5 protein-coding genes are annotated in these 4,708 nt (G+C 74.6%); 2 read left to right on the top strand and 3 right to left on the bottom strand.

Annotated elements, in window-relative coordinates:
- Positions 1-96 precede the first annotated feature (96 nt).
- The 3 genes from LQ51_RS14155 to LQ51_RS14145 form a co-directional block, all read right to left on the bottom strand.
- On the bottom strand, positions 97-1,245 hold the full coding sequence (locus tag LQ51_RS14155) for a P-loop NTPase (protein ID WP_046565977.1): 1,149 nt from the start codon (positions 1,243-1,245) through the stop codon (positions 97-99).
- A 164-nt stretch (positions 1,246-1,409) separates the two neighbouring features.
- On the bottom strand, positions 1,410-2,030 hold the full coding sequence (locus LQ51_RS14150) for a DUF1003 domain-containing protein (protein ID WP_046565974.1): 621 nt from the start codon (positions 2,028-2,030) through the stop codon (positions 1,410-1,412).
- Complete coding sequence (locus tag LQ51_RS14145) at positions 2,023-3,303, bottom strand: magnesium transporter MgtE N-terminal domain-containing protein (RefSeq protein ID WP_046565976.1); 1,281 nt, start codon at positions 3,301-3,303, stop codon at positions 2,023-2,025. Before LQ51_RS14145 ends, LQ51_RS14150 begins: the two co-directional genes overlap by 8 nt.
- A 33-nt stretch (positions 3,304-3,336) precedes the next feature.
- Between LQ51_RS14145 and LQ51_RS14140 the strand changes: the two genes are divergently transcribed.
- Both LQ51_RS14140 and LQ51_RS14135 read left to right on the top strand, forming a co-directional pair.
- On the top strand, positions 3,337-4,206 hold the full coding sequence (locus LQ51_RS14140) for a PhzF family phenazine biosynthesis protein (protein WP_046565973.1): 870 nt from the start codon (positions 3,337-3,339) through the stop codon (positions 4,204-4,206).
- Positions 4,207-4,272: 66 nt separating this feature from the next.
- Positions 4,273-4,708 (top strand): hypothetical protein (locus LQ51_RS14135; protein WP_046565972.1); only part of this gene is annotated, 436 nt, incomplete at its 3' end.

Genomic DNA, 4,708 nt, shown 5'->3' with positions numbered 1-4,708 from the left:
GCCACGCCGGGCCGACGCCGGGACCCACGCCGGGACCCACGCCGGGACCCACGCCGGGCCGACGCCGGAGCCACGCCGGGGCGGCGTCGCGCGGGGTCAGCGTCCCGCTGGCTTGAGGCCCAGGGGCTTGCCGAGCAGGGACTCGCGGCGCACCGCCAGCCGGTCAGCGACCTGGACCAGGGCCTTCGCGGCCGGGGCGTCCGGCTGGGCCAGCACGATCGGGGTGCCGGCGTCGCCGCCCTCGCGTACCCGGGTGTCCATCGGGATCTGCCCCAGCACCGGCACCTGCGCGCCGATGGTACGGGTCAGCGACTCGGCGACCGCCGCACCGCCGCCCGCGCCGAACACCTCCATCCGGGAGCCGTCCGGCAGCTCCAGCCAGGACATGTTCTCGATGACGCCGACCACCCGCTGGTGGGTCTGCAGCGCGATCGCACCGGCCCGCTCGGCGACCTCGGCGGCCGCCGCCTGCGGGGTGGTGACGACCAGGATCTCCGCGTTCGGCAGCAACTGGGCCACCGAGATGGCGATGTCGCCGGTGCCCGGGGGCAGGTCGAGCAGGAGGACGTCCAGGTCACCCCAGTAGACGTCGGCGAGGAACTGCTGCAACGCCCGGTGCAGCATCGGGCCGCGCCAGACGACGGCCGCGTTGCCCGGGGTGAACATGCCGATCGAGATGACCTTCACGCCGTGCGACTGCGGCGGCATGATCATGTCCTCGACCCGGGTGGGGGCGCCGTCGGCACCGAGCATCCGGGGCACCGAGTGGCCGTAGATGTCCGCGTCGACCACGCCGACCGCGAGGCCCCGGGCGGCCAGCGCGGCGGCCAGGTTGACCGTGACGCTGGACTTGCCCACGCCGCCCTTGCCGCTGGCGACCGCGTAGACCCGGGTGCGGGAACCGGGCTGGGCGAACGGGATGACCGGCTCGGCGGTGGCTCCACCGCCACGCAGCTTCGACTGGAGCTCCTGGCGCTGCTCCGGGCTCATCACACCGAACTCGATCTCGACGCCGGTCACGCCCGGCACCGCGGCCACGGCGGCGGTGATGTCGGTACGCAGCTTGTCCTTCAGCGGGCAGCCGGCCACGGTGAGCAGCAGCTCCACCCGGACCACGCCGTCGTCACCGGCCACAGCCGAGCGGACCATGCCCAGCTCGGTGATCGGCCGGCGGATCTCCGGGTCGTTGACGGTGGCCAGCGCGGCCTGGATCGCGTCGGAGACGGTGCTGACGGGTGCTGACATGTCCGCCATGCTACGTCGCTGGTCATCGGTGACCGCCGCTGGCGGCGGCCGGTGTGAGCGAATCGATGACCCCGACCGAGGGGTGGACGGGTCGTGCCGCGAAGTGGGACGATCGAGACGAACGCCGCTCGCCTGGCCCTTGAGGCGCGCGGCGTTCAATACGTTCAGCCCTCACCGCGCCCGTCGTGGGCGTAGTCGCCGTCCAGATCGTCGCGGGGCTCGTCGAGCGGCTCGCCGCCGGCCTGCCGGCGGGCCTCCCGCCGGATCTCCCGCTCCTGCTGGCGCCGCTCCAGCTTCCGCCGCCGGTCCGCCGCCTCGTCCAGCTCCTCGGCCAGCCGGGCCAGCTCGGAGCGGAGGAAGTCCCGGGTGGCCACCTCGCCCAGCGCGATGCGCAGCGCGGCGATCTCCCGGGCCAGGTACTCGGTGTCGGCCTTCTGCATGGTGGCCCGCCGCCGGTCCTCCTCCAGCGCGATCCGGTCGCGGTCGGCCTGCCGGTTCTGGGCGAGCAGGATCAGCGGGGCCGCGTACGACGCCTGGAGCGAGAGCACCAGGGTGAGAAAGGTGAACGTGTACGGGTCGAAGCGCAGGTTCGCCGGGGCGAGCGTGTTCCAGCCGAACCAGGCGGCGATCACCAGCGTCATGTAGACGATGAAGTTCGCCGTACCCATGCCCCGGGCGATCCCCTCCGACCAGCGGCCGAAGGTCTCCGCGTCGATCCGGCGCAGCCGGAGGCGTCGGGGCGCGCGCGGCTGGTCGAGCCGCTCGGCCCGCCGCTGGTCAGCCATCGGTCTCCTCCAGCGGCTCCTGGTGGGCGGCGCTCGGCGGGGCGTCCCGGTCCCGCCAGTCCGGCGGCAGCGAGTGGTCCAGCACGTCGTCCACGGTCACCGCGCCGACCAGCCGCATGCTGCGGTCCACCACCGGCATGGCGACCAGGTCGTAGGTGGCCATCCGCCGGGTGATCTCGGGCAGCGGGGTGGTCGGCCGGAGCGGGTCGATGTCGTTGACCACGACCCCGCCGAGCAGGTCGGCCGGCGGCTCGCGGAGCAGCCGCTGGAAGTGGACCATGCCGAGGTAGCGCCCGGTCGGGGTGGTCATCGGGGCGCGGGTCACGAAGACCTGCGCGGCCACCGCGGGGGAGAGCTGCGGCTCGCGGATGCGCGCCAGCGCCTCGGCGACCGTGGCATCCGGCGGCAGGATCACCGGCTCCGAGGTCATCACGCTGCCGGCGGTGCCGGACGCGTACCGCAGCAACTGACGGACCGGGGTCGCCTCGTCCGGCTCCATCAGATCGAGCAGCACGTCCTGCTCCGGTGGGGGCAGCTCGTTGAGCAGGTCCGCCGCGTCGTCCGGGTCCATCTCCTCCAGCACGTCCGCGGCGCGTTCCCGGTCCAGCGCGGCGAGGATCTCCACCTGATCGCGTTCGGGCAGCTCGCCCAGCACGTCGGCGAGGCGTTCGTCGTCCAGCGCCGCGGCCACCTCGTTGCGCCGGGCGTCGGGCAGGTCCTGCAACGCGTTCGCCAGGTCGGCGGGGCGCATGTCCTCCAGCACGGCGAGCAGGTTGGCCGTGCCGCGGGCGTCACCGAGGCCGCCCAGGCCGCGTACCCGGTCCCATTCGACCTGGTGCAGGTGGCCGCGGCGGGTGAGCCGGCCGGTCTGCTCGCGGACCGCGACCCGGGTCAGCGACCACTCGCCGCTGCGGCTGCACTCCATCGCGACGTCGACCACCGAGCCGGCCTGGCCGGTCTCCAACTGGACCCGCCGGTCCAGCAGCTCCTGGAGCACCAGCACCTCGTTGGGGCGCTTCTCGAACCGGCGCAGGTTGAGGGTGCCGCTGCCCAGCACCACCGCGTCCGCCTCGATCGAGGTGATCCGGTTGAGGGAGAGGAAGATGCGCCGGCGCATCGGCATCTCGGCGACCAGCCCCACCACCTCGGGCGGGCGCTGGGTCGGCCGCATCCGGGCGACCGCGTCCCGGACCCGGCCCACCTGGTCGCCGTTCGGGTCGAAGACGGCGACTCCGGCGAGTCGAGCGATGTAGACCCGGTTCGGCGTGCTCACGGGCACCAGCCTAAGGGCCTAGTGTTTATCAACATGTCGACCTTGGCCTACGAGATCGTGGACGTCTTCACCGATCGACCCTTCGCCGGTAACCCGCTGGCCGTGGTGTTCGGCGCGGAAGGGCTGGCCACCGAGCAGATGCAGGCGCTGGCAGTCGAGTTCAACCTGTCGGAGACGGTGTTCGTGCTGCCGCCCACCCAGGTCGGCGCGACGTACCGGGCGCGGATCTTCACCCCGGCCGCGGAGCTGCCCTTCGCCGGGCACCCCAGCGTCGGCGCCGCGGTGACCGCCAGCCGGCGGGGCATGTTCGAGGTGGGCCGGGTCGCCCAGGAGTGCGGTGCCGGGGTGCTGCCGATCGAGGTCACCACCACCGGGGCCACCCTCACCGGCGGCACCCCCACCCTCGGCCCCGAGCTGGACCCGGAGCCGCTGCTGGAGATGGTGGGGCTCACCGCCGCCGACCACGCCGGGCCGGCGCCCCGGGTGGCCGGCTGCGGGCTGGAGTTCCCGTACCTTCCGGTGCGCCCGGACGCGGTGGCCCGCGCCCGGATGAACGCGGCGGCGGCGGAACGGTACGGGGTGGAGCACGTCAGCGTCTTCTCCTGGGACGCCGCCACGCAAACCGCGCACGCCCGGGTCTTCGTGCCGGGACTCGGCGTGCCGGAGGACCCGGCGACCGGCTCGGCCGCGCTCGGCCTGGGCGTCTGGCTGGTCGCCAGCGGGTTGCTGCCCGGCGAGGGCCGTTCCGAGTACGCGGTCCGCCAGGGCGTCGAGATCCACCGCCCCTCCGCGCTGGCCTGCACGGTGACCGCCGCCGACGGGATGGCCGTCGGCGCCACGGTCACCGGCCAGGTGATGCCGGTGGCCCGCGGCGAGATCGCCGTGCCGCCGTTCGTCGGCTGAGCGGCCGGCGCGACCCGGACCTGGTGCCGGGGTCCCCGCCCGGCCGCGGTACGGGAGAATGGCGGCGTGAGCGACGAGGTGGACGAGCGGATCACCACGCCCCTGGTGGACGAGGCGGTGAAGAAGGCGGCCGTGGCCTGGGTGAGCGTCGACGGCGGCCCGGCGTACGGGCTGTGGTGCCTGCCGCTCGACGGCGCGCTCCTGGTGGTCACCGGCCCCGGCGAGCAGTCCGCGCCCGGCCTGGCCGACGCGGCGGCGGCCGAGGTGATCCTGCGCGGCGACCACGGCGGCCGGATCGTCTCCTGGCCGGCCCGGGTGACCCGGTTGCGGCCGGGCACCGAGGAGTGGGAGGCGGCCGCGCCGCTGGTCGCGGCGAAGCGGCTCAACGCCTCCGGTCCGACCGCCGATCTGGTGACCCGCTGGGCCGAGCAGGGCTGCGCGCTCAACCGGCTGGCCCCGGCGGGCACGCCGCTGGCCGGGGCCGACCTGCCGGCCGACGCGC

This window comes from Micromonospora sp. HK10 (assembly GCF_000982955.1).
Taxonomy (GTDB): Bacteria; Actinomycetota; Actinomycetes; order Mycobacteriales; family Micromonosporaceae; genus Micromonospora.
The sequence above is the reverse complement of the archived record's forward strand: the minus strand, read 5'-3'. Positions and strand labels throughout refer to the sequence as shown.

Excerpts from the sequence above, each read along its gene's own strand:
- LQ51_RS14155 (WP_046565977.1), bottom strand. The coding sequence starts at position 1,245 with ATGTCAGCACCCGTCAGCACCGTCTCCGACGCGATCCAGGCCGCGCTG.
- LQ51_RS14150 (WP_046565974.1), bottom strand. The coding sequence starts at position 2,030 with ATGGCTGACCAGCGGCGGGCCGAGCGGCTCGACCAGCCGCGCGCGCCC.
- LQ51_RS14140 (WP_046565973.1), top strand. The coding sequence starts at position 3,337 with ATGTCGACCTTGGCCTACGAGATCGTGGACGTCTTCACCGATCGACCC.